The following is a 20,971-nucleotide window of genomic DNA, read 5'->3' on the forward strand; positions in this document are numbered from 1 at the left end:
CCTGCATGGCCGTGGCGTTGCTGGGGATGAAGGAGACCGCGCCGGGCGAACGGCGCGTGGCACTGACGCCGGAAACGGCGCGCAAGCTTGGGGCCTTGGGCATCACCGTCTGGTACGAAGCCGGCGCCGGACTGGCTGCGGGCTTCCCCGATGCCGCCTATGACGATGCCGGCGCGCGCGTCTTCGACGCCAGCCGTTGGAACGAGATCGACATCCTGCTGTGCGTGCAGGCGCCACCGGCGGCGGTGCTGGCCCAGCTCAAGCCGGGCGCCAGCGTGGTCGGCCTGCTGACCCCCGCTGCGGATCCATCGCTGGCGGCACTGGCCGGTGACGACCGCCTGCTGTTGTTCCCGCTGCAGCAGCTGCCGCGCACCACGCGTGCGCAGGCCATGGACGTGCTCAGTTCGCAGGCCGGCATGGCGGGCTACAAGGCCGCGCTGATCGCCGCCGAGCGCGCGCCGCGCTTCTTCCCGATGCTGACCACTGCGGCTGGTACCGTGCGCCCGGCCAAGGTGCTGGTGATCGGTGCCGGCGTGGCCGGCCTGCAGGCGATCGCCACCGTGCGCCGCCTCGGCGCGCAGGTGGAAGGCTTCGACGTGCGCCCGGAAACCCGTGAACAGATCCAGTCGCTGGGCGCACGTTTCCTCGACCTGGGGGTGAGCGCAGCGGGCGAGGGCGGCTATGCGCGCGCGCTGACCGACGAGGAGCGCGCCGAGCAGCAGCGCCGCCTGGCCGACCACCTGCGCAGTGTGGACGTGGTGATCTGCACCGCGGCCGTGCCGGGCCGGCCGGCACCCACCATCGTCACTGCGGCGATGGTCGAGGGCATGGCGGTGGGCAGCGTGATCGTCGACCTGGCCGCCGAGAGCGGCGGCAACTGCGCGCTGACCCAGCCGGGCCAGTGCATCGACCACCAGGGCGTGGCCATCGATGGCCCATTGAACCTGGCCAGCCGCGGCGCCACCCAGGCCAGCGAGATGTACGCGCGCAACCTGCTGAATTTCGTCACCCTGTTCGTGCAGGGCGGCCAGCTGGGCTTCGACTGGGAAGACGAACTGCTGGCGAAGACGCGCTGGCAGGCGTGAAGCGGTAGCGCCGGGCCATGCCCGGCGAGCGCAGCGGCCCGCACAGGATCCGCCGGGCATGGCCCGGCGCTACCCATTTACCGCGCCTTCGCCGGCGGCGGATTCTCCCGCACCCATTCCTTGCGCTGTTCCGGCGTCATGTCCGTCCAGCGCTCGCGCAGTGCATCGCGCTGGGCCGGGCTCAGCGTGCGCATCTGGCCGAACAGCGCGCGCGCCTGCTCACGCTGCTCCGGGCTCATGTGCTCGAAGCGGCGCAGGCCGCGGCGGGCCTTGTCGCGTTCTTCCGGGCTCATCGACTGCCAGCGCTGGCCGTGCGAGAGCATGCGCTGGCGCTGGCCGGCATCGGCGCCGTTCCAGCGGTCACGCAGCGGCGCCAGCAGCGCTTCGCGCTGGGCCGGGCTGAGCTGTTCCCAGTTCGGCAGCGCGGCGCTCGCGGCGGGCGCAGGCGCAGTCGTCTGTGCCAGCAGCGGCGCGGCCGGCAGCAGGATCAGGGCGAACAGCAGGGGCAGGGTGGGGCGTCGCAGCATGGTTCTCACTCCATCGCCAGGTCGGTGTCGCCCAGCCACAGGTACATGTCGGGATTCTCGTCGTACAGCGCGCTGTTGTCTTCCACCGCGGCCACCGTCGGTGCCGGCGTCGGGCCGGTGTGCGTGCCCGGGCCGGTGAACTGCACGCCGATGCCCAGCGCCATCACCAGCGAACAGGCACTGGCCAGCCACCAGCGCCAGCGGCCCCGGTGCGCCGCATGCGCGCCATGGCGGGCCTGGCGCAGGCGCGCCAGGGTGGCCGGCGACAGCGACTGCAGCGACTGCGCGTGCAGGCTGCGCAGGGCGTCATCGGAAGGCAGGGAGCGGTTCACGGGTGGTTCTCCAGGTAATCCTGCAGCGCCTGTCGGGCGCGTGCCAGATGGGTCTTTACCGCGCCTTCGCTGCAGCCCATGGCGCGGGCGGTGGTGGCCCCGTCCAGGTCCTGCAGCACGCGCAGGGTGAAGGCTTCGCGCTGGCGGGCGGGCAGGGTGCGCAGCGCCTGCACCAGCTGCTGGTACTGCTGGCGCTGCTCATGCGCCTGCGCCGGGTCCGGGCCGGGGTCGGCCCAGTCGATGTCGGCACCGTCGGCATCGTGGTTGTCGCGCCAGAACGGCAGGCGGAAGCGGCGCCGGCGCTGCAGGTCGATCACCCGGCGGCGCAGGATGCTCCAGAACAGCGGCGCCCATTCGGCGGCCGGCTTCTCGGCGTAGTCCAGCATGCGCAGCAGGGCATCCTGTACCGCGTCCAGCGCATCCTCGCGCTGGCGCAGGCCGGCCTCGGCGAAGCGGAAGGCGCGCGGGCCGACGCTGGCCAGGAACGCTTCCAGCGATGCCGGCAGGGCATCGGCGTCAGCGGTCGGGGGGAGGGGGCTGCTCACCAGCACAGGGTACGGTTCCTCGCTCGGGGTCACCATCGACAACGCGTGAGCGCGGCTTTGGTTGACCGGAGTACGCGTCGGGTTCAGCCCGTGGTTATGATGGGGCGACGAAGACAGAGCGGGAGGCGTTGCCGATGAGTGACGGGTTCGTGGCGCTGTACATCTTCATGCTGGCCGCAATCGCGGGCCACGTGATCATTTCGCGGGTGCCGGTCATCCTGCATACCCCGCTGATGTCGGGTTCCAACTTCATCCACGGCATCGTGCTGATCGGCGCGATGGTGGTGCTGGGCCACGCGCAGACACCACTGGAGAAGGCCCTGGGCTTCCTCGCCGTGGTGCTGGGCGCCGGCAACGCCGCCGGTGGCTACGTGGTCACCGCGCGCATGCTGGAAATGTTCAAGCCGAGCGCACCCAAGGGTGGCAAGGACGAACCGAAGGAGCCGCAGGCTTGAACATCAGCACCGTCGAACTGCTCGATTGGCTGGTCAAGGCCAGCTACCTGGTGGCCGCCACCCTGTTCCTGCTCGGCCTGCAGCGCATGGCCTCGCCGCTGACCGCGCGCAGCGGCATCCGCTGGGCCGGGCTGGGCATGCTGCTGGCCACGGTGGCCACCTTCTTCCTGCCCGAACTGCACAACGTGCCGCTGATCCTGGTGGCCCTGCTGCTCGGCGCCGGCCTGGCCTGGTGGTCGGCCGGCAAGGTCGCCATCACCGACATGCCGCAGATGGTGGCGCTCTACAACGGCATGGGCGGTGGCTCGGCCGCGGCCATCGGCGCGGTGGAACTGCTGCGCTATGCCTTCCTGGCCAACCGCGATACCAGCCACTGGAGCGCGCAGGCGCTGGCCGACCTGGCCGCGCGCCAGCCCTCGGCCACCATGCTGCTGCTGGCGGTGGTCGGCGCGGCCATCGGCGCGGTGTCGCTGTCCGGTTCGGTCATCGCCTGGGCCAAGCTCGACGGGCGCCTGGACAAGCGCGTCACCTGGCCCGGCCAGCAGGCGCTGAACCTGCTGGTGGCGCTGGCCGTGGTGGTGCTGGCGATCATCGCTGCCAGCACGCTCAGCACCTGGTCCATCGTCGCTTTCTTCGTGCTGGCGCTGGCCCTGGGCGTGCTGATGACCCTGCCCATCGGCGGCGCCGACATGCCGGTGGTGATCTCGCTGTACAACGCCTTCACCGGCCTGGCCGTGTCCTTCGAAGGCTACGTGCTGGGCAACGAGGCGCTGATCATCGCCGGCATGATGGTCGGCGCGGCTGGCATCCTGCTGACGCGGCTGATGGCCAAGGCGATGAACCGGCCGATCAGCAACGTGCTGTTCTCCAACTTCGGCGCTGGCGCCGGTGGCGAAGCGCAGGCGATCACCGGCTCGCAGAAGCCGATCGAAGCGGCCGACGTGGCGGCGATGATGGCCTTCGCCGAGCGCGTGGTGATCGTGCCCGGCTACGGCATGGCCGTGGCCCAGGCCCAGCACAAGATCTGGGAGCTGGCGCAGCGTCTGGGCCAGCGCGGGGTGAAGGTGAAGTTCGCCATCCACCCGGTGGCGGGTCGCATGCCCGGGCACATGAACGTGCTGCTGGCCGAAGCGGGTGTGCCCTACGACCTGATCGCCGACATGGACGACATCAACCCCGAGTTCGCCAACACCGACGTGGTACTGGTGATCGGTGCCAACGACGTGGTCAACCCGGTGGCACGCACCGACCCGGCCAGCCCGATCTACGGCATGCCGGTGCTGGACGTGGTCAACGCCCGCAACGTGGTGGTGATCAAGCGCGGCAAGGGCACCGGCTTTGCCGGCATCGAGAATGCGCTGTTCTACGCCGACAACACCCGCATGCTGTACGGCGATGGCGCCGAAGCCGCGGCCTCGCTGGTGAGCGAACTGAAGGCGCTCGACGGCGGGCATTGAAAGCCGGGGTCGGATCCCTTTCCTGCGGAAAGGGATCCGACCCCATGTGATGTGGATCAGCGCGCCAGCCAGGCGCCGACGACCACGGCCACGGCCAGCCAGATCCATTCAACCGCGCCGTTGGCCAGGCTGGTCAGGGTCCAGGCCAGGTGCGGGCCCATCCGCAGCGCGGCATCCATCGGGTTCAGGCCGATCGAGCCACCCATCCAGGCGCTGGCGATGCACCAGTAGGCCACCGCGCTCACCAGCACCGTGCCCAGCACCACCAGCGCGATGCGCAGGCGGCCCGGGCCCAGCGTGCCCAGGCGCAGCATGAACGTGAGTTCCAGGGCGGTCAGCACCGCCATCCAGCCGACCTGGCGGCCGGTCATCAGGGCCAGCAGCACCCAGACCATCGGGGCGACAACCAGACCCAGCAGCAGCATGAAGGGCCAAAGCCAGGTGACGGTCCTGGCACGCGCGGCATTGGAGGACATCGAAGCTTCCTGAAGGACACCCACAGGATACTGTGGTTTGTCGCAGTGCACCGGCGGGGGCAGGGCGGCTGGGCTAGAATGCCGTCTTGCGTGGCTTCGGCCGCGGCCCCATATCGGTCCCCATGTATTCCCGTAGCAGCGAACCTGTCCACTTCGAACGCGATTGCGAGGCCGTGATGGTCCCGCAGGGCGACACCGTGACCCTGCCTGCCGGCAGCTATGGCTATATCACCCAGGCGTTGGGCGGCAGCTATTCGGTGTTCGTCGAAGGCAACCTGTTCCGCATCGCCGGCAAGGACGGCGACGCCATCGGCAAGGAGGCCCCGGCGCCGCTGGAACTGCCCGCCGATGCCACCGATGAACAGGTGGAACAGCTGGTGTGGCAGCAGCTTCGCACCTGCTTCGACCCGGAAATTCCGGTCAACATCGTCGAACTGGGCCTGGTCTATGAAGTCGAGATCAAGCATCTGGACGAGGGCCAGCGCGAGATCGACGTGAAGATGACCCTGACCGCGCCCGGCTGCGGCATGGGTGACATCCTCGTCGACGACGTGCGCAGCAAGCTCGAGATGGTCCCGACCGTGGCCCAGGCCGACGTCGAACTGGTGTTCGACCCGCCGTGGAACCAGCACATGATGTCCGAGGCCGCCCGGCTCGAAACCGGCATGCTTTGACCCACGGCCCGCCGCATGGCGGGTCCGGCACTACCCGCAACCAGAACAGGAATCCTCCGGTGTCCCAGTCCATTCCCAGCTTCGCCGTCACCCGTTCGGACCACCCGCGCAGCGCTGAAGAGCGCGCCCAGATCCTGGAGAAGCCGGGCTTCGGCCTGCACTTCACCGATCACATGGTGGAAGTGCGCTGGGACAAGGACACCGGCTGGCACAACGCCAACGTGCGTGCCTATGGTCCGCTGCAGCTGGACCCGGCCGCGGCCGTCCTGCACTACGGCCAGGAAATCTTCGAAGGCATCAAGGCCTACCGCCACGCCGATGGTTCGATCTGGACCTTCCGCCCGGATGCCAACGGCCGCCGCCTGCAGCGTTCGGCGCAGCGCCTGGCGCTGCCGGAACTGCCGGTGGAGATCTTCGTCGAATCGCTGAAGCAGCTGATCGCGCTGGACAGCGCCTGGGTGCCGTCGGCCGATGAGTCCAGCCTGTACTTCCGTCCGTTCATGATCGGCGACGAAGCCTTCCTCGGCGTGCGCGGCGCGCACAAGGCCGGCTACTACGTCATCGCCAGCCCGGCCGGCCCGTACTTCGCCAAGGGCGTCGCCCCGGTGTCGATCTGGCTGTCCACCGAATACGCGCGTGCCGCCAAGGGCGGCACCGGCGCGGCCAAGTGCGGTGGCAACTACGCCGCCTCGCTGCTGCCGCAGCAGAAGGCGCAGGCACAGGGCTGCTCGCAGGTGCTGTTCCTGGACCCGGTCGAAGGCAAGTACCTGGAAGAACTGGGCGGCATGAACGTCTTCCTGGTCTACAAGGACGGCACCCTGGTCACCCCGGAACTGTCCGGCAGCATCCTCGAGGGCATCACCCGCGAGAGCATCCTGCAGCTGGCCCGCGACCGCGGCATGAAGGTCGAAGAGCGCAAGGTCACCATCGACGAGTGGAAGAACGGCGTGGCCTCCGGTGACATTGCCGAAGTGTTCGCCTGCGGTACCGCCGCGGTGGTCACCCCGATCGGCCAGCTCAAGGGCGAAGGCTTCTCGGTGGGCGACATCAACGCCCCGGCCGGCGAAGTGACCATGTCGCTGCGCAAGGAGCTGACCGACATCCAGTACGGCCGCCAGCCGGACCGCCACAACTGGCTGGTCAAGCTGGGCTGATCGCTCGCACCAGGTCTTACGCTCCCTGTAGAGTCGAGCCATGCTCGACTGCAATACCCGGAAAGCCCGTCCCCGCGACGGGCTTTCTGCGTTTCAGCAACCATCTCCGGCAGGCTGCCTGCCGATGTCGGCAAAGACATGGGTGGACACTCAAAGTCCTGTTCATGTCTGTCGAGGTGACGTGAAAGTTCCTTCACCTTCACAAACCCTACACCCAAAACGTCTCAGATCAGACATTTCACGTTACTGAAAAGACGCTGAAAATCTTGTGGAGTCCGTTTCAGGTCATTAGCGTCAACAGTACGGCGGGTCGCAGGGGAATCCGCTGACTGACCGGACTTCGAGCCATGCGTGCACACCTCCATCGCGCGCTCGGGCCGGTGCTTCTGCCGATTCCGGCATTCACACCACTAGAAAGGGAAATTCCGATGTCCCAGGTTTCGCAACCGCGCCTGCGCAAGTCGTGGGTGGTTCTCAGTGCTTCCGTCGTCACCTCCCTGCTGCTGGCCGCCCCGGCCTTCGCTGGCGATGTCCAGCTCAGCGGGTTGAAGTCCGCGCCGGTGCACCAGCAGTTCATCGTCAAGTTCAAGGACGGCAACCAGCTGGTGGCCAACACCACCGCACTGGCCTCGTCGCTGAAGACCGCCGCCGCCGGCCTGCCCAGCGCCCAGGGTCGCGCCCTCGGCCTGCAGCAGGTCCGCCGCCTGGCCACCGGTCCGAGTGTGGTGCGCTCCGACCGCGCGCTGGACCAGGCCGAATCCGAGCTGCTGATGCGCAAGCTCGCCGCTGATCCGAACGTCGAGTACGTGGAAGTCGACCAGATCATGCGTGCCACGCTGACCCCCAACGACGCCCGCCTCAGCGAGCAGTGGGGCTTCGGCACCTCCAGTGCCTCGATCAACGTGCGCCCGGCCTGGGACAAGGCCACCGGCACCGGCGTGGTCGTGGCCGTCATCGATACCGGCATCACCAGCCACCCGGACCTGAACGCCAACATCCTGCCCGGCTACGACTTCATCAGCGATGCCGCGATGGCACGCGATGGCGGTGGCCGCGACAACAACCCGAACGACGAAGGTGACTGGTACGCCGCCAACGAGTGCGGCGCCGGCTACCCCGCGTCCGACTCCAGCTGGCACGGTACCCACGTGGCCGGCACCATCGCCGCGGTGACCAACAACAGCACCGGCGTGGCCGGTACCGCCTTCAACGCCAAGGTCGTGCCGGTGCGTGTGCTCGGCAAATGCGGCGGCTATACCTCCGACATCGTCGATGCCATCACCTGGGCCTCGGGTGGCACGGTCAGCGGCGTGCCGGCCAATGCCAACCCGGCCGAGGTCATCAACATGTCGCTGGGTGGCGGCGGCACGTGCTCGACCACCTACCAGAACGCCATCAACGGCGCGGTCGGCCGTGGCACCACCGTGGTGGTGGCCGCCGGCAACGAGTCGTCCAACGTCTCCACCTCGGTACCGGCCAACTGCGCCAACGTCGTGGCGGTCGCTGCGGTGACCTCGGCCGGCGCCAAGGCCAGCTTCTCCAACTACGGCACCGGCATCGACATCTCCGCGCCGGGCGCTAACATCCTCTCGACCCTCAACACCGGCACCACGGTGCCGGCCAGCGCGACCTACGCGTCCTACAACGGTACTTCGATGGCTGCGCCGCACGTGGCCGGCGTCGTGGCGCTGATGCAGTCGGTGGCGCCCTCGCCGCTGAGCCCGGCGCAGGTGGAAAGCATCATCAAGAGCACTGCGCGTGCACTGCCGGGCGCCTGCTCGGGCGGCTGCGGCGCGGGCATCATCGATGCCGATGCGGCGGTCACCGCGGCCATCAACGGCACCGGCGGCGGCACCAACCCGAACCCGGGTGGCACGGTGCTGCAGAACAACGTCCCGGTGACCGGCCTGGGCGCGGCCAGCGGTGCCTCGCTCAGCTACACGGTGCAGGTGCCGGCCGGCCGTTCACAGCTGCGCGTGGCGATCAGTGGCGGCAGCGGTGATGCCGACCTGTACGTGCGCCAGGGCAGCGCCCCGACCGACACGACCTACACCTGCCGCCCGTACCTGAGCGGCAACAACGAAACCTGCACCATCAACAACCCCGCCGCCGGCACCTGGCACGTCCGGGTGAAGGGGTACAGCACCTTCTCGGGCGTCAGCCTCAACGCCCAGTACTGAGCCCAAGTCCCTCTCCAAGGGCACGCCCCGGCTTCGGCCGGGGTGTTTTTTTGGCACTACGGGTTCTTCAGACCGACTCGAAGCGGTTCGCCGCCACGTTCTTGCGCACGTGCTGCGGGTCGAAGATGCGGCCGTTCATCGCGATGTACACGCCGGTGGGCAGCGACTGCACTGCACCGATCGCACAGCCGATGTTGAACTCCGCATCCGAACCACGGAAGCGGGCCGGGCTCAGCGCACCGGTCATCACGATGGTCTTGTCCGGGATCGTCGCCAGCACCTGGCCGGTCTGCACCATCGAATCGGTGCCGTGGGTGACCAGCACGTGGCGGGTCGCCTGCGCGGCGATGGTCGCGCGGATCAGCTCGCGGTCGTCATCGTTGATGTGCAGCGAATCCTTGCGCAGGATCGGAATGACGTTGAAGCGGAAGGTCACCCCCAGCTCCCGCAGGATCATGCCGATCTGCGGATCACCGATCTGGTAGTCCGACTTGTCGTCGAAGTAGATCTTGTCGATCGTGCCACCGGTGGTGACGACCAGGAGCTCTTCCATCATGTGCATGCGCGAAACCAGGACAGGTACAGCGGCGCGGGGCCGGGAACACAGATGATACGACCCGGCGGCCGCAGCGTCAGCGTCGCTTGCTGAAGCGGGCGCGCAGCCCCGGCAGGCTGGCGGCGAAGATCACCAGCAGGGCCAGGCCGATCTCGATCAGCGCCAGCCAGCGGGTCTCGGGGTGGCTCCAGGCGCTCATCACCCCGTGGCTGAACCAGCCCAGGGCCAGGACCGAGGCCCAGAACCCGGCCTTGCGCCAGCCCAGGCGCAGGGCGATGGCCAGCGCCAGCGGCGGCGCGGTGAACACCAGCTGGGTGGCCAGCCAGTGCTTGTCATTGATGAACCAGCCTACGTACAGCGCTGCCAGCCCCAGCAGGGCGAGCAGCAGGACCGTGCGCGGCGCGGTGTTCATCGGGCCAGCCGCTGTGCGATGTCGGCCACACGACGGCCCAGCGCGCGGGCCAGCACGGCCTCGTCGTCGGTCGGCTGCGGGTCGTCGGCGGCACCGGCCACGTGGCTGGCGCCATACGGCGTACCGCCGCTGGTGGTGTGGCTCAGCGCCGGCTCGGTGAAGGGGATGCCGACGATCAGGCAGCCGTGGTGCAGCAGCGGCACCTGCATCGACAGCAGGGTCGATTCCTGGCCGCCGTGCATCGAGGCGGTGGAGGTGAACACCCCGGCCGGCTTGCCGGCGAGGGTGCCATTGACCCACTCGGCGCCCAGGCCATCGAGGAAATGCTTCACCGGCGCGGCCATGTTGCCGAAGCGGGTGGGGCTGCCCAGCAGCACGCCCTGGCACTCGGCCAGGTCCTGCACGTTCACGTAGGGCGCGCCGTCATCGGGTACCGGCGGCTGCGCGGTCTGGGTCACCGCGGCCACCGGCGGCACCGTGCGCAGGCGCGCGGTCATGCCCGGCACCTCGCCGATGCCCCGCGCGATCTGGCGCGCCAGCCGTGCCACCGAACCGCCCCGGCTGTAGTACAGCACCAGAATCTCGCCCATCGCGTGCAGGTCTCCTCATCGTGTGGATGCCAGTATGGCTATCCTGCATCGATTCCGCATCGGGTACCCTTGCGCCGATGGAACCTCTGGATACGCTCAACCTGTGGATGGAGCGCGCGCGGGATCGCGCACGGGCCGCCAGCTTCGGCCGCTTCCTCTGGCGCCGCTTCCTCGACGACCGCCTGTTCCAGGCAGCGGCGGCGCTGGCCTACACCACCGTGTTCGCGCTGGTGCCGCTGGCGATCGTGGTGTTCGGGGTGCTGTCGGCGTTCCCGGTGTTCGACCGCTGGAGCGACCAGCTCAGCGACTACGTGTTCTCCAACTTCGTGCCCAGCGCCGCGCGCGCGGCCGAAGGCTACCTGCGGCAGTTCTCGGCCAGTGCCGGCCAGCTCACCGCCGCCGGCTTCATTGCCCTGGTCGTCTCGCTGCTGATCACCCTCAACAGCGTCGAGGAAACCTTCAACCAGATCTGGCGCGTGGGCAGCACACGGCCCAAGCTGACCCGCTTCCTCGTCTACTGGACCGTGCTGACCCTCGGCGCGATGCTCGCGGCCGCTTCGCTGGCGGTGTCGGCACGGGTGTTCGCGATGCCGCTGTTCGGCACCCAGGAAGGTCGCTGGCTGGCCGACATCTCGCTGCGGCTGGCACCGGTGCTGATTGAATTCGTCTGCATCATGCTGATGTTCCGCGTGGTGCCGCACCACACGGTGAAGTGGCGGCATGCGATTCCCGGCGCGGTGCTGGCGGCGGTGCTGCTGGAACTGATCAAGTGGGGAATCGGTGCCTACCTGGGCAGCTTCCAGTCCTACCAGAAGCTCTATGGCACGGTCGCCTTCGTGCCGATCCTGCTGCTGTGGATCTACCTGTGCTGGGTGGCGGTGCTGCTGGGTGCGTCGCTGGCCTCGTCCATGGCCGCCTTCCGCTACCAGCCGGTGGAACTGCGCCTGCCGCAGGGCTTCGAGTTCTATGGCCTGCTGCGCCTGCTCGGGCGCTTCCATTACGCGCGCGGCAAGGGCCGTGGCCTGGCCGACGATGAGATCCTGCGGCTGGAGCCGATGCTGACCGATTCGCTGCTGCAGGACCTGGCCTGCAACCTGCAGGACATCGGCCTGCTGCGCCGCGACGAACGCGGCGAATGGCTGCTGGCGCGCGACCTGGACCAGGTCAGCGTGGGCGACCTCTACGAATGCACCCAGCTGCGCATCCCGGTGTCCGAGCAGCATCTGCCGTACCGCGATGACAGCCTGGGCCAGGCCGCGTTGGCCGCCCTGGACGAACTTCGCCTGCCGCTGCGCGAGCGCCTCAAGCGCCGCGTCAGCGACATCTATCCTGATTACGGAGATACCCCATGATCCGCACGCCCCTGTTGAAGGCCCTGCCGCTGGCTCTGTTGCTGGCCCTGGCCGCCTGCAAGCCCGCGCAGGAACCGGCCCCGGCCAGCAGCGCACCGCCCGCCCAGGCACCGACGCCCGCGGCTCCGGCGACGGCGACGGCGGAGGGTGCGGATGAGAACCCGGCCGAGCGCACCACGGCCGAGTTCCCGACCCTGAAGATGAAGGCCATCGACGGCAGCGACTACGACCTGGCCGCGCACCGTGGCAAGTGGGTGGTGGTGAACTTCTGGGCGACCTGGTGTGCACCGTGCCGCAAGGAGATGCCGGAGCTGTCGGCGCTGCACGCGATGCGCAGCAACATCGAAGTGGTGGGCCTGGCCTACGAGGACATCGAGACGCCGGAGATGCAGGCGTTCCTGGCCAAGCACCCGGTGACCTATCCGATCGTGGTGGTCGATCCGTTCGACCCGCCGGCCGACTTCGCGATTCCGCGCGGCCTGCCGCTGACGCACCTGATCGATCCGAATGGCAAGGTCGCGCACACGTTCCTGGGGCCGGTCACCGCCACCGACATCGAACAGCAGATCGCTGCTGCAAGGTAGAGTCGACCGTTGGTCGACTGCTCCTCAAGCAGGCCGCAAGAACCCGCGCTGCGCGCGAGCGTTGGCCAACGGCGACTCTCCTCCGCTCTGCCCGGCGTCAACACCGTGTGGGCAACCGCTGCGCTACGCTCGGGCTTCCTTCCAGCGTGGTGCAACGATGGGCAAGCTCAAGCGCAAGGAGTACGACGAACTGCTGCAGCCGCTGCAGCTGGAACTGACCGCGATGGCGCGCTGGGTACAGCACAGCGGGCAACGCCTGCTGGTGCTGTTCGAGGGCCGCGATACCGCCGGCAAGGGCGGCGCGATCCAGGCGATCAGCCAGCATCTCAACCCGCGCCAATGCCGGGTGGTCGCACTGCCGAAGCCGACCGACCGCGAGTCGACGCAGTGGTATTTCCAGCGTTACGCCAGCCACCTGCCGGCGGCGGGCGAGATCGTGCTGATGGACCGCAGCTGGTACAACCGCGCCGGCGTGGAACGGGTGATGGGCTACTGCAGCGAGGCCGAGTACCAGCAGTTCCTGCACCAGGCACCGGTGTTCGAGCAGCTGCTGGTGGATGACGGCATCCTGCTGTTCAAGTACTGGCTGTGCGTGGACCAGGCGCAGCAGGAAAAGCGCTTCGAGGAGCGCCACAGCGATCCGCTGAAGGGCTGGAAGCTGTCGCCGGTGGATCTGAAGTCACGCAGCAAGTACAGCGCCTACACCGAGGCGCGCGAGGCGATGCTGCGGGCAACGCATCGCGATGCGGCGCCGTGGACGCTGGTGGATTTCAACGACCAGCGGCTGGGGCGGTTGTCGCTGGTGCGCAATCTGCTGGACCGGCTGCCGGATACGCGGGTGGATGAGCCGGTGCTGGATCTGCCGAAGTTGAAGGGCAAACTGCATGTGGAGCACTACGACGTGCTGCGGCCGATCGAGGATTTTCCGCTCGAGGACTGAGGGGGGCGGCAGGGCCGCGTCGTGGGAAGGCCCCGGGTAGGGTCGACCGTTGGTCGACCATCGCGCGCTGCGTGGGTTTTCGCGGCCCGCGCGGAGCAGTCGACCAACGGTCGACTCTACCCGGCCGCGTCTGCCCAACCGTGCTCGCGCGCCAAAGCCTGCAGCAGCGCGGACAGATCCGCGGCGAAGCCGGCCATGTCGAACATGCCGCTGCGGTCGCGCGCCTGCGCCAGCTCAGCGCGCAGCGCGGCCAGGGCCGTCGGGTCGTTGCCCAGCGCGCTGGCGGTGGCGATGAAGGCGGCATCGTCGGCCACGTTCATGTGTGCCAGGCCGAGGTGGTGGTTGAGGCTGCCGGCCACGCGCGCGGCGAAGGTGTCGCCGGGGCAGGTCAGCACCGGGCAGCCGGCCCACAGCGCATCGGAGGCGGTGGTGTGGGCGTTGTACGGGTGCGTGTCCAGGAACAGGTCGGCCAGCGCATAACGGGCGAGGTACTGCGGGTGCGGCAGCTTGGCCATGAACACCAGGCGTGCCGGATCCACGCCGGCGGCCTGTGCCGCCGCGCGCAGGCGTGCATCGGCCTGGCCCGGGCCGACCAGCAGCCACAGCACGCTGCCCGGCACCGCCTGCAGGACCGCGAAGGCGCGGGCCATGCTGCGCGGGTTGAGCTTGTAGCTGTTGTTGAAGCAGCAGAACACCACGCCCTGCGCGGGCAGGCCGCAGTCGGCGCGCGTCGGTGCAGGTTCCAGCACGCGGGTGTTGTCGGAGGGCTGGAAGGCGCGCGGCAGGCGCAGCACGCGTTCGCTGTAATGCGGTTCCAGTGCCGGCGGCAGGGCGAAGGCATCGCCGACCACCGCATCCAGCCACGGTGCACCGGACGTGCCGGGGTAGGCCAGCCAGTTCAGCTGCAGCGGGGCAGGGCGCATCGCCAGCACCTCCGGCGCACCGCCACCGCCCCAGCCCCGCAGGTCGAACAGCACGTCGATGCCCTGCGCGCGGATCCGTGCAGCGGTCTCGGCATGGCGTTGGCCGGCGACGTCGTGCAGGCGCGCCGCGGTCTGCAGGCGCTCGCGGATGCGGCTGCCATCATCGCGGTTCAGCGCGAACAGGTGCAGCTGCAGTGCCGGGTCGGCCTGCAGCTGCTCCAGCAGGGCCACGGTCAGCAGCCCGGTGGGGTGTGCACCGAATCCATTGGAGAGGAAGCCAACGCGCAGCGGGCCGCGTGCACGCACCGGCACCTTCGGCAGCGGGCGCACGGCTGCAGCCACCGCAGCGGCACGCATGCGGGCGCAGGCCAGCTGTTCGGCGGCGCTGGCGTCCTCGCTGAGGAAGGCGAACGGCTCGACCACGCCCTGGCCAGCGGTAACGGCGCCGCGCACCTGTGCGGCCAGCGCGTCCACGTCCTGCCAGTCACACAGGCGACGCTGCCAGGCCAGGCGCTGGGCGGCGATATACGGTTCACCGGGCAGCAGCGTGTGCGCGCGGCGATAGGCCGCGGCGGCACCTTCGGCATCGTCGGCATCTTCCAGCGCGTGGCCCAGCCACAGGGCGATGCCCGGGTGTTCCGGTGCCAGCGCCGAGGCCTGGCCGAGCAGCCGTGCCGCATCGGCGTGGGCGCCGACCATCCATGCCACCCGGCCCAGCCGGGCCAGGGCTTCGGGATGGTTCGGGCGCAGCTGCAGGGCGCGCCGTGCGGCCTGTTCGCCGGCGGCGATATCACCGGCTTCAAGTTCCACGTCGGCCAGCATCACCCAGGCGATGAAATCACCGGGCTGGCGTGCCAGCGCCTGCTGCAGTTGCTGTCGTTGCTGCCAGGCCGACATCGGCTCAGCCCGCCGACAGCTGGGCCAGCGCGTCGACCTGGTGCTCGTGGCTCAGGCGCTGCAGCAGGGCGTCGAGGTCGCCGGACAGGACGTTGGGCAGGTCGTACAGGGTCAGCCCTTCCACGCGGTGGTCGGTGATCCTGCCCTGCGGGAAGTTGTAGGTGCGGATGCGCTGGCTGCGGTCGCCGCTGCCCACCTGCAAACGCCGCGACTCGGCCTGCGCGGCGTCCTGGCGCTGGCGCTCGGCATCCAGCAGCTGCGCCTTCAGTCGCTTCATCGCCTTGTCGCGGTTCGCGTGCTGGCTGCGCTCGGTCTGGCATTCCACCACCACGCCGGTCGGCACGTGGGTGATGCGGATGGCCGATTCGGTCTTGTTGACGTGCTGGCCACCAGCGCCGGACGAGCGGTAGGTATCCACCCTGAGGTCGGCCGGGTTGATGACGATGTCATCGACCTCGTCGGCTTCGGGGATGATCGCCACGGTTGCCGCCGAGGTGTGGATGCGGCCCTGCGATTCGGTGGCCGGCACGCGCTGCACGCGGTGCGTGCCCGATTCGAACTTCAGGCGCGAGAACGCACCGCGACCGACCACGCGTGCCACCACTTCCTTGTAGCCGCCGTGTTCGCCGGGGCTGTCCGATTCGATCTCGACCTTCCAGCCCTGGCGCTCGGCATAGCGGGCGTACATGCGGAACAGGTCGCCGGCGAAGATCGCCGCTTCGTCGCCGCCGGTACCGGCACGCACTTCCAGGAACAGGTTGCCCTCGTCGCGCGGGTCGCGCGGCACCAGCAGCAGGGCCAGTTCCTGTTCCAGCTCCTGCAGGCGGGCCTGGGCGGCAGCGATCTCCTCGTCGGCCAGCTCGCGCAGGTCGGGGTCGGCGCGCATGCCTTCGGCGGCGGCGAGGTCGGCCTTGGCACGGGCTTCGTCGGCCAGGGCGGTGGCGACCGGTTCAAGTTGGGCGAATTCGCGCGAAAGATCGCGGAAACGGTTGTTGTCGGCGACCACGTCGGGTTCGGCGAGCAGGCGTTCCAGTTCTTCGCGGCGCTCGGCCAGCGCTTCCAGCTTACGGCGCAGGGTCGGCGTCATCGGGTCTCACGGGTGGGTGGCGGTAGCCCGGCGTGGCCGGGAACAGGCGCTCGGCGGCGCGGGTCAGGTCGGCGTCGCCACTGAGCGCGGCCGCGCGCAGGGCGGCGGTCGGCGGGTGCAGCAGGCGGTTGGTCAGGCCATGGGCCAGCAGTTCCAGCACTTCGTCGGCCGGCTTGCCGTTGGCCAGCTGCTGTCGCGCACGCTCCAGCAGCTCGGCGCGGGTGGCCTCGCCGAAGGCGCGCAGCTGCCGCAGGGGCGCCTGGTGGGCGCTGGCCTGCAGGGTTTCGACGAAGCGCGAGACCTGCAGGTCGATGATCGCCTCGGCCTCGGCGGCCGCCTCGCGACGGCCGCGGCGGTTGTCTTCCACCGCGCGCTCAAGGTCGTCCACGGTGTACAGGAAGGCATCGTTGAGCGTGCCGACCTCGGCCTCGATGTCGCGCGGCACGGCCAGGTCGAACAGCAGCATCGGCTTGTGCCGGCGCGCGCGCAGGGCCTTGGCCACCATCTCGCGGTGGATGACCGGCTCGCGCGCGGCGGTGGCCGAGAACACCACGTCGGCCTCGGCCAGGTGGCGTTCCAGCTCGGTCAGCGGCAGCGCCACGCCGCCGTGGCGGGTGGCCAGTTCCTGCGCATGGGCCAGGGTACGGTTGGCGATCAGCAGGCGGCGCACCTTGCCTTCGCTCAGGTGCCGTGCAGCCAGCTCGATGGTCTCGCCGGCGCCGACCAGCAGCACCGTGGAATCGTCCAGGCGGGCGAACGCGTTCTGCGCCAGGCGCACCGCGGCCGAGGCGACCGAGACTGGATTGGCGCCCACCTGGGTATCGGTGCGCGCACGCTTGGCCACCGAGAAGGTCTGCTGGAACAGCCGGTCCAGGCGTTGGCCGAGCAGGCCGTGGTCGCGCGCGGTGGACCAGGCATCCTTCACCTGTCCCAGGATCTGCGGCTCGCCCAGCACCATCGAATCGAGCCCGGTGGCGACCCGGAACAGGTGGCGCACCGCATCGGCGTCGGCATGCTGGTACAGGTAGCCCTGCAGGTCGCCGGCCTGGCTGTGCAGCCACTGGTCCAGCGCCTGCGGCGAATCGGCCACCGCGTACAGCTCGGTGCGGTTGCAGGTGGAAAGCAGGACCGCCTCGGCGATCTGCGGGGTATCGCGCAGCGAACCGAGCGCGCGCGGCAGCGCGTCACCGGCGAAGGCCGCGCGTTCGCGCAGCTCTACCGGTGCGGTCTGGTGATTCAGTCCGAGCACCCACAGGGTCATTGTTCAGTTGCTTGCGATAAGCTGCTGGCCATTGGACGACATTTTAAGGCCCCGATGCCGACGATGCCCGCATTGATTCGCATCCCCAGTGTTCTGCTGCTGTCCCTGGCCTTCAGCCAGGTGCTGGTGGCGGCGCCGGCCAAGGCTCCCGCACGGGGCCCGGCCAGCGAAGAACTGGCCCTGGAACCGGTGATGGCCGGGGAATTCGCCCTGCAGGCCGGCAAGCTGGCCGACGCCGCGCACTGGTACCTGCAGGCGGCCGAGCAGACCGCCGGCGATGCAGGGCTGGCCGAACGGGCCACCCGCATCTCCATGCTGGCCAACGATGACGCCAGCGCCGCCAAGGGCCTGGCCCTGTGGGAGAAGCGCGCGCCCAGCTCGCTGTCCATGCGCAGTGCCGCCGGTGCGCTGGCCATGCGCCAGGGCAACGTGAAGGCCGCGCGCACCGAGCTGCAGGCCCTGCTGGCCGACCCCGACGATCGCGGCTGGAAGTTCGCGCTGGCCGCCCTGATGGGCGGTGGCCGCGACCCAGCCGTGCCGGCGCAGGTGCTGGGCGAGCTGGTCGATGCCAATGCCATTCCGCCGAAGATCGAGGCCTGGCAGGAATTCGGCCGGCTGGCCCTGCGCATGGAAAAGCCCGAGCTGGCCCGGCGCATGATCGACGAAGTGGTCAAGCGCTTCCCGGACGAGCCGCGGGTAGCCCTGCTGCGTGCCAGCCAGCTGCAGCAGGCCGGACAGACCGCGCAGGCGCTGGCGCTGCTGCAGGGGGTCGAGCCGAAGACCCGGCAGGACCCGGAGCTGCGCAACGCGGTGGCCATCGCCTATGACAGCCTGGGCCAGCCGGCCGCCGCCGAGCGGGTGCTGGCCGTCGGCCCGCAGAACGTGCAGACCTGGGGCATGCGCGCCTCGCTGCTGGCAAAGCAGGGCGACACCGCCGCGCTGTCGGGCCTCTACAACGAACTCTCGCGGCAGGCCGCCAAGCCGGACCCGGCGCAGCGCCTGCTGCTGGGCAAGATCGCCGAGTACCTCAAGCGCTACCCCGAGGCGGTGAACTGGTACCACAGCGTGCCGGGCGGCGACGAACTGAACGAGGCGCGCCTGCGCGCGGCCAATGCGCAGGGCCTGGCCGGCCGGCAGGCGCTGGCGCTGGACGAGGTGCATGCCATCCAGTCCGATGCCATGGTCGATGATGATGTGCGCCGCGATGCCTACCTGCTGGAAGCCGAGCTGCGCCAGCGCGCCGACGACCTGCCGGGCGAACTGGATGCGCTGGCCCGTGGCCTGGCCGCCTATCCGGACGAGAACGGCCTGCTGTACGCCCGCGCCCTGGCCTGGGAGCGGCGCGATGACATCGCCCGCGCCGAGGCCGACCTGCGCAAGGTGCTGGTGACCGATCCGGAGAACGTGCCGGCGCTGAACGCGCTGGGCTACACCCTGGCCGACCGCACCAAGCGCTATCAGGAAGCCCTGGAACTGATCGACCGCGCGCGCGTGGCCGAGCCGGACAACCCGGCCATCGTCGACAGCTACGGCTGGGTGCTGTATCGCCTGGGCCGCAACGACGAAGCCCTGGTGCAGCTGCGCCGGGCCTGGACGCTGTCCCGCGACCCGGAGATCGCCGCCCACGTGGGCGAGGTGCTGTGGGTGCTCGGCAAGCACGACGAGGCCCGCCACTTCTTCGAGGAAGCGGCCAAGCTCGACCCTGAAAACCGCGCGCTGCTGCGCGCCCGCGAGAAATTCAATCCATGAGTGTTTCCATGATCCGGCCGCTGCTGCTGGTGGCCGTGACCCTGGCGGTGAGCGCCTGTACCAGCGTGGGCACGCAGAAGACGCCGGCTCCGGACGTGGTCTATACCGTGTCGCCGGCCGCCGAGCGCGCCGAGGAGGCCCGCGTGCAGGCCCTGCGCGCGCAGCCCGATTACAGCTTCCAGGGCCGGGTCGCGGTCAGCAAGGGAAAGAACGGTGGCAGCGGCCGCATCGACTGGGTCCAGCAGGGCAGCGAGTACCGCATCCAGCTGAGTGCGCCGGTCACCCGCCAGAGCTGGACCCTGCAGGGGGATTCGGTACAGGGCGGGGCACGCCTGGAAGGGCTCGGTGATGGCCCGCGCGCCGGTGATGACGCCCGCCAGCTGCTGCTGGATGCCACCGGCTGGGATATTCCGGTAAATGAACTGTCCGACTGGACCCGTGGCCTGGTGCTGCGCGGTTCCGGCGAAAGCAGCGTGGAGCGCGATGCCGAGGGCCGCCCGCGGCGCATGCAGCAGGCCGGTTGGCTGATCCAGTACCTGGACTGGTATCCGGCCCAGGAAGGAAGCCCGGCCCTGCCGCGGCGCATCGAGGCCAGCCGCGAGGACGCCAAGGTGCGCCTGCTGGTCGACCAGTGGGGCGCCGACGCGCCATGACCGCGCAGATTGACGCCGATGGCTGGTCCTGGTGGCCGGCCCCGGCCAAGCTGAACCTGTTCCTGCACATCACCGGCCGCCGCGCCGATGGCTACCATGAGCTGCAGACCGTGTTCCGCCTGCTGGACTGGGGCGACCGTATCGGCCTGCGCCTGCGCGATGATGGATTGGTGCGACGTCAGGGCGAGGGCCTGGCCGGTGTTGCCGAGGCCGATGATCTGGCGGTGCGTGCGGCCAGGTTGCTGCAATCGGCTGCCAACGTCGGCCAGGGGGCGGATATCGTCGTTGAAAAGCATGTTTCGGCGGGTGGCGGCTTCGGCGGCGGCTCGTCCGACGCGGCCACCGTGCTGGTGGTCCTGAACCGGCTCTGGCAGGCCGGCCTGGACGAGGATGCGCTGGCTGCACTGGGCCTGCGCCTGGGCGCCGACGTGCCGGTCTTCGTGCGCGGCCACAACGCCTGGGCCGAGGGCGTGGGCGAGCGCCTGCAGCCGGTGGCCCTGCCGCCGGCCTGGTACGTGATCGTCGAACCGGGCGTTCATGTTCCGACCCCGGCCCTGTTCGCTGACCCGGATTTGACGCGCGACTGCCCACAGGCGAAAATAGACGACTTCGCTTCCGGCGCTCTGGTCGGAAACGTGTTCGAGCCGGTGCTGCGCCGCCGCGAGCCTGCCGTCGAGGCGGTGCTTGCCGCGTTGAGCAGCATAGGCCAGGCACGTTTGACCGGGTCCGGAAGTGGTTGTTTCGTCGAGTTCGATTCGCAGGCTGCCGCAGAGCAGGGGCGAGCGGAGTTGCCGAAGGAGTTGCGGGCAAGGGTGGCCGCGGGCGTTGCACGTTCGCCACTGCTGGATGCACTCGAGCAACACTGATTCATCAATGCAGGGGCGTCGCCAAGAGGCCCAAGGCACCAGGTTTTGATCCTGGCATTCGGAGGTTCGAATCCTCCCGCCCCTGCCAATGCGGCTGCGTCCGCGCCATCCAGCGCATCACTGCGCGGGACGTGGAAACAGCCGCGGTGTTGTAAGCAGCAGGGGCCGCAGCGGTCCTTGCCGCTACCGGATCCCCGCCACTCGTCCCCGCCCGAG

22 protein-coding genes and 1 tRNA gene are annotated in these 20,971 nt (G+C 69.4%); 13 read left to right on the forward strand and 10 right to left on the reverse strand.

Annotated elements, in window-relative coordinates:
• Positions 1-5: 5 nt before the first annotated feature.
• On the forward strand, positions 6-1,085 hold the full coding sequence (locus C1925_RS04130; RefSeq protein WP_108767822.1) for an NAD(P) transhydrogenase subunit alpha: 1,080 nt from the start codon (positions 6-8) through the stop codon (positions 1,083-1,085).
• 77 nt (positions 1,086-1,162) lie between these two features.
• On the opposite strand, the gene C1925_RS04135 is transcribed toward C1925_RS04130, so the two are convergent.
• Genes C1925_RS04135 through C1925_RS04145 form a run of 3 tightly spaced genes read right to left on the reverse strand, consistent with a single transcriptional unit; the run spans position 1,163 to position 2,525 of the window.
• Positions 1,163-1,612 (reverse strand): DUF3106 domain-containing protein, encoded by a 450-nt coding sequence (locus C1925_RS04135; RefSeq protein ID WP_108767823.1) that lies wholly within the window; start codon positions 1,610-1,612, stop codon positions 1,163-1,165.
• A 5-nt stretch (positions 1,613-1,617) separates the two neighbouring features.
• Positions 1,618-1,944, reverse strand: a complete 327-nt coding sequence (locus C1925_RS04140) for a hypothetical protein (protein ID WP_108767824.1) — start codon at positions 1,942-1,944, stop codon at positions 1,618-1,620.
• Positions 1,941-2,525, reverse strand: a complete 585-nt coding sequence (locus C1925_RS04145; RefSeq protein WP_108767825.1) for an RNA polymerase sigma factor — start codon at positions 2,523-2,525, stop codon at positions 1,941-1,943. Before C1925_RS04145 ends, C1925_RS04140 begins: the two co-directional genes overlap by 4 nt.
• Positions 2,526-2,623: 98 nt before the next feature.
• On the opposite strand from C1925_RS04145, the gene C1925_RS04150 reads away from it, so the two are divergent.
• Both C1925_RS04150 and C1925_RS04155 read left to right on the forward strand, forming a co-directional pair.
• Positions 2,624-2,944, forward strand: coding sequence for an NAD(P) transhydrogenase subunit alpha (locus tag C1925_RS04150; protein ID WP_005408173.1), 321 nt, complete (start codon positions 2,624-2,626; stop codon positions 2,942-2,944).
• Positions 2,941-4,401, forward strand: coding sequence for an NAD(P)(+) transhydrogenase (Re/Si-specific) subunit beta (locus C1925_RS04155; RefSeq protein ID WP_108767826.1), 1,461 nt, complete (start codon positions 2,941-2,943; stop codon positions 4,399-4,401). Before C1925_RS04150 ends, C1925_RS04155 begins: the two co-directional genes overlap by 4 nt.
• A gap of 56 nt (positions 4,402-4,457) precedes the next feature.
• On the opposite strand, the gene C1925_RS04160 is transcribed toward C1925_RS04155, so the two are convergent.
• Positions 4,458-4,877: a hypothetical protein gene (locus C1925_RS04160; RefSeq protein WP_108767827.1), complete on the reverse strand. Its 420-nt coding sequence runs from the start codon at positions 4,875-4,877 to the stop codon at positions 4,458-4,460.
• A 122-nt stretch (positions 4,878-4,999) separates the two neighbouring features.
• On the opposite strand from C1925_RS04160, the gene sufT reads away from it, so the two are divergent.
• The 3 genes from sufT to C1925_RS04175 all read left to right on the forward strand — a co-directional run bounded on the left by sufT (position 5,000) and on the right by C1925_RS04175 (position 8,885).
• A complete protein-coding gene (gene sufT / locus C1925_RS04165; RefSeq protein ID WP_108767828.1) occupies positions 5,000-5,551 on the forward strand; it encodes a putative Fe-S cluster assembly protein SufT in 552 nt (183 codons plus the stop codon).
• Positions 5,552-5,610: 59 nt separating this feature from the next.
• Entirely contained in the window at positions 5,611-6,705 is a 1,095-nt protein-coding gene (locus C1925_RS04170) for a branched-chain amino acid aminotransferase (RefSeq protein WP_079220724.1), read from the forward strand.
• 428 nt (positions 6,706-7,133) lie between these two features.
• A complete protein-coding gene (locus C1925_RS04175) occupies positions 7,134-8,885 on the forward strand; it encodes a S8 family peptidase (protein WP_108767829.1) in 1,752 nt (583 codons plus the stop codon).
• A 67-nt stretch (positions 8,886-8,952) separates the two neighbouring features.
• On the opposite strand, the gene C1925_RS04180 is transcribed toward C1925_RS04175, so the two are convergent.
• The 3 genes from C1925_RS04180 to wrbA all read right to left on the reverse strand — a co-directional run bounded on the left by C1925_RS04180 (position 8,953) and on the right by wrbA (position 10,443).
• On the reverse strand, positions 8,953-9,438 hold the full coding sequence (locus tag C1925_RS04180) for an asparaginase domain-containing protein (RefSeq protein ID WP_079220726.1): 486 nt from the start codon (positions 9,436-9,438) through the stop codon (positions 8,953-8,955).
• 79 nt (positions 9,439-9,517) lie between these two features.
• Positions 9,518-9,853, reverse strand: a complete 336-nt coding sequence (locus tag C1925_RS04185) for a DUF2069 domain-containing protein (protein ID WP_108767830.1) — start codon at positions 9,851-9,853, stop codon at positions 9,518-9,520.
• A complete protein-coding gene (wrbA, locus tag C1925_RS04190; RefSeq protein WP_108767831.1) occupies positions 9,850-10,443 on the reverse strand; it encodes an NAD(P)H:quinone oxidoreductase in 594 nt (197 codons plus the stop codon). Before wrbA ends, C1925_RS04185 begins: the two co-directional genes overlap by 4 nt.
• 77 nt (positions 10,444-10,520) lie before the next feature.
• Between wrbA and C1925_RS04195 the strand changes: the two genes are divergently transcribed.
• The 3 genes from C1925_RS04195 to ppk2 all read left to right on the forward strand — a co-directional run bounded on the left by C1925_RS04195 (position 10,521) and on the right by ppk2 (position 13,319).
• On the forward strand, positions 10,521-11,795 hold the full coding sequence (locus tag C1925_RS04195; protein ID WP_108767832.1) for a YihY family inner membrane protein: 1,275 nt from the start codon (positions 10,521-10,523) through the stop codon (positions 11,793-11,795).
• Positions 11,792-12,379, forward strand: coding sequence for a TlpA disulfide reductase family protein (locus C1925_RS04200; protein ID WP_108767833.1), 588 nt, complete (start codon positions 11,792-11,794; stop codon positions 12,377-12,379). The genes C1925_RS04195 and C1925_RS04200 overlap by 4 nt, the downstream gene beginning before the upstream one ends.
• Before the next feature lie 157 nt (positions 12,380-12,536).
• Positions 12,537-13,319: a polyphosphate kinase 2 gene (gene ppk2, locus C1925_RS04205; RefSeq protein ID WP_108767834.1), complete on the forward strand. Its 783-nt coding sequence runs from the start codon at positions 12,537-12,539 to the stop codon at positions 13,317-13,319.
• A gap of 116 nt (positions 13,320-13,435) precedes the next feature.
• On the opposite strand, the gene C1925_RS04210 is transcribed toward ppk2, so the two are convergent.
• Genes C1925_RS04210 through hemA form a run of 3 tightly spaced genes read right to left on the reverse strand, consistent with a single transcriptional unit; the run spans position 13,436 to position 17,487 of the window.
• Positions 13,436-15,139 carry a tetratricopeptide repeat protein gene (locus C1925_RS04210; RefSeq protein ID WP_108767835.1) on the reverse strand — a complete coding sequence of 568 codons (1,704 nt, stop codon included), beginning with the start codon at positions 15,137-15,139 and terminating at the stop codon, positions 13,436-13,438.
• A 4-nt stretch (positions 15,140-15,143) separates the two neighbouring features.
• On the reverse strand, positions 15,144-16,226 hold the full coding sequence (gene prfA, locus C1925_RS04215; protein ID WP_108767836.1) for a peptide chain release factor 1: 1,083 nt from the start codon (positions 16,224-16,226) through the stop codon (positions 15,144-15,146).
• Positions 16,204-17,487 carry a glutamyl-tRNA reductase gene (gene hemA / locus C1925_RS04220; protein ID WP_108767837.1) on the reverse strand — a complete coding sequence of 428 codons (1,284 nt, stop codon included), beginning with the start codon at positions 17,485-17,487 and terminating at the stop codon, positions 16,204-16,206. Before hemA ends, prfA begins: the two co-directional genes overlap by 23 nt.
• 63 nt (positions 17,488-17,550) lie before the next feature.
• Here hemA and C1925_RS04225 point away from each other — a divergent pair, with 63 nt between their 5' ends.
• From C1925_RS04225 to C1925_RS04240, 4 genes are all read left to right on the forward strand, one after another.
• Entirely contained in the window at positions 17,551-19,236 is a 1,686-nt protein-coding gene (locus C1925_RS04225) for a tetratricopeptide repeat protein (protein ID WP_174213484.1), read from the forward strand.
• Positions 19,233-19,889: a lipoprotein insertase outer membrane protein LolB gene (lolB, locus tag C1925_RS04230; protein WP_108767839.1), complete on the forward strand. Its 657-nt coding sequence runs from the start codon at positions 19,233-19,235 to the stop codon at positions 19,887-19,889. Before C1925_RS04225 ends, lolB begins: the two co-directional genes overlap by 4 nt.
• Positions 19,886-20,755 carry a 4-(cytidine 5'-diphospho)-2-C-methyl-D-erythritol kinase gene (gene ispE / locus C1925_RS04235; RefSeq protein WP_108767840.1) on the forward strand — a complete coding sequence of 290 codons (870 nt, stop codon included), beginning with the start codon at positions 19,886-19,888 and terminating at the stop codon, positions 20,753-20,755. The genes lolB and ispE overlap by 4 nt, the downstream gene beginning before the upstream one ends.
• Positions 20,756-20,766: 11 nt before the next feature.
• Positions 20,767-20,843 (forward strand) — tRNA-Gln (locus tag C1925_RS04240).
• The last annotated feature ends 128 nt before the right edge of the window (positions 20,844-20,971 follow it).

The sequence above is a fragment of the Stenotrophomonas sp. SAU14A_NAIMI4_5 genome, assembly GCF_003086795.1.
In the GTDB taxonomy this organism is placed as follows: Bacteria; Pseudomonadota; Gammaproteobacteria; order Xanthomonadales; family Xanthomonadaceae; genus Stenotrophomonas.